Annotated in this window: 3 protein-coding genes; all 3 read left to right on the top strand. The window is 32.5% G+C overall.

The genetic code is table 11. From position 1 onward, the window contains the following. Positions 1 to 308: methyltransferase domain-containing protein (locus tag ENL20_04545; GenBank protein HHE37824.1), on the top strand; the 308-nt coding region annotated here is incomplete at its 5' end. A 71-nt stretch (positions 309 to 379) separates the two neighbouring features. After that, the gene (locus ENL20_04540) at positions 380 to 796 is read left to right on the top strand and encodes a flavodoxin (protein HHE37823.1); all 417 of its coding nucleotides are present in this window, start codon (positions 380 to 382) and stop codon (positions 794 to 796) included. Between the two features lie 34 nt (positions 797 to 830). Then, a complete protein-coding gene (locus ENL20_04535) occupies positions 831 to 1496 on the top strand; it encodes a hypothetical protein (protein ID HHE37822.1) in 666 nt (221 codons plus the stop codon). The last annotated feature ends 144 nt before the right edge of the window (positions 1497 to 1640 follow it).

Raw genomic sequence — 1640 nt, 5'->3', positions numbered from 1 at the left:
CAGGAGTTGATAACATAATTGACCCTCATCAATGTTCCGAGAATAAGATCGGTATTGAAAACAAAATCGATTTTGCTCTTGCCTTCCGGATGATTCACGAAACTCCGAATCCGGATATTTTTTTAGAGCAAATTTACGATCTTCTGAAACCTGCCGGAACTTTATTCATTGCTGAACCCAAACATCATATTTCTCAAAATAAATTTGAAGAAGTAATAACTTCAGCAAAAAATATTGGTTATCAGGTTATAAATAAACCCAAAGTAGCGATGAGTTTCGGATTAGTTTTGAAGAAAAGGGAAAAATAATAAGAGAGGAAATTTTTTTATTTCGTGTATGAGAATGCGTCTCATTTCCAAAATAAAGGAAAGAAGATTTTATGACAAATAATATGGAAAAGGTAATAATCATTTATAGTAACACAATCAGTGAAACGGTAGAATTAGTCGGATATTTGTGCAGAGCAATTAGAAAAGCCGGTGTTTGTGATGTTACGATCAAAAAAATAACCGAGACCGATATTAATGATTTGTATAATTATGACAAGATTTTACTCGCTTCAGCAATTTGCGGGAATGACCAATTACAAAACGAATTTATCGATTTCTATGAAGAGATGAAAGGACTCGACCTGATAGGCAAAAAAGTTGCTGCTTTCGGAATAGGAGATAATTCTATGTCTTGCTTTTGCTCTGTAAATACTATCCTTGAAGATCGGTTAAAAAGGTGTGGAGCGGAAATCATATCAGGATTCAAAATTGAGGAGGATTTATATGAGCTAAAAACAAATATTTAGATGGTTTTTTAAATTTAAAAAAAAAGGAGAAAAAATGAACAAATCAGTATTTATGATTTTAATCCTGTTAATAGCTTTTGGATTCTTTACGAAAATGGAAAGTGAAGATAGGATTAAAAATGTCTCTGAACAATCTCAAGTAGATGTCTATAATGAAAAAGTAAGGATAGAATTATCCCCTATCCGGATTTTTGATGAAGGCGATCTGCTGGAAATATCGATAGAAGATGTGGGAAAATATCACGGAGGTGTGTGCCTTTGTCTCACGATTGCCTTTAAATCAATACAATTTGCTATTTCGCAATTGTGGCAGGATGAAACACCCAAAAGAGGTGATTTCAAGATAATTAGTGCCTGTCCAACTCCAGGAAGCAGAGATTGTTTTGAATTTATTACACGAGTAATAACAAGAGGAAAAAGTAATGATTTCAAACTTGAACTTCCACAAGGAACTGATATTGAAAATATGATAAGTGATAATTTCACTTTCCTCTTTATCCGGAAGTCAACTGGTGATTCTATTAGAATCCGACCGAAAGAGGGAATTTTCCCTGATGGATTCTTTAGGTTACGAAATTTTGTAAAATATGGAAAAACAGCCACCAAGGAAGATGAAGATGATTTTTGGGCGATCAAGCGAGAACTTGAACATAAGTTTATGACTTTACCCGCAAAGGAAATTTTTGTATTTGAACGGTAAAGATTGCATTAAGTATATATAATTCCAACAAAAAATAAAAAGGAGGAAAAAATTATGAAGTTATTAACTCCAATTAAACACATAAAAAAGTCATCTCCTTATATTTCAATAAGTTACAAAAAACGGTTTGTCACTATAAATAAT

The organism is Candidatus Cloacimonadota bacterium, assembly GCA_011372345.1.
Classification (GTDB): Bacteria; Cloacimonadota; Cloacimonadia; order Cloacimonadales; family TCS61; genus DRTC01.
The sequence above is the reverse complement of the archived record's forward strand: the minus strand, read 5'-3'. Positions and strand labels throughout refer to the sequence as shown.

Coding starts and splice junctions, on each gene's coding strand:
- ENL20_04540 (HHE37823.1), top strand. CDS start 380: ATGACAAATAATATGGAAAAGGTAATAATCATTTATAGTAACACAATC.
- ENL20_04535 (HHE37822.1), top strand. CDS start 831: ATGAACAAATCAGTATTTATGATTTTAATCCTGTTAATAGCTTTTGGA.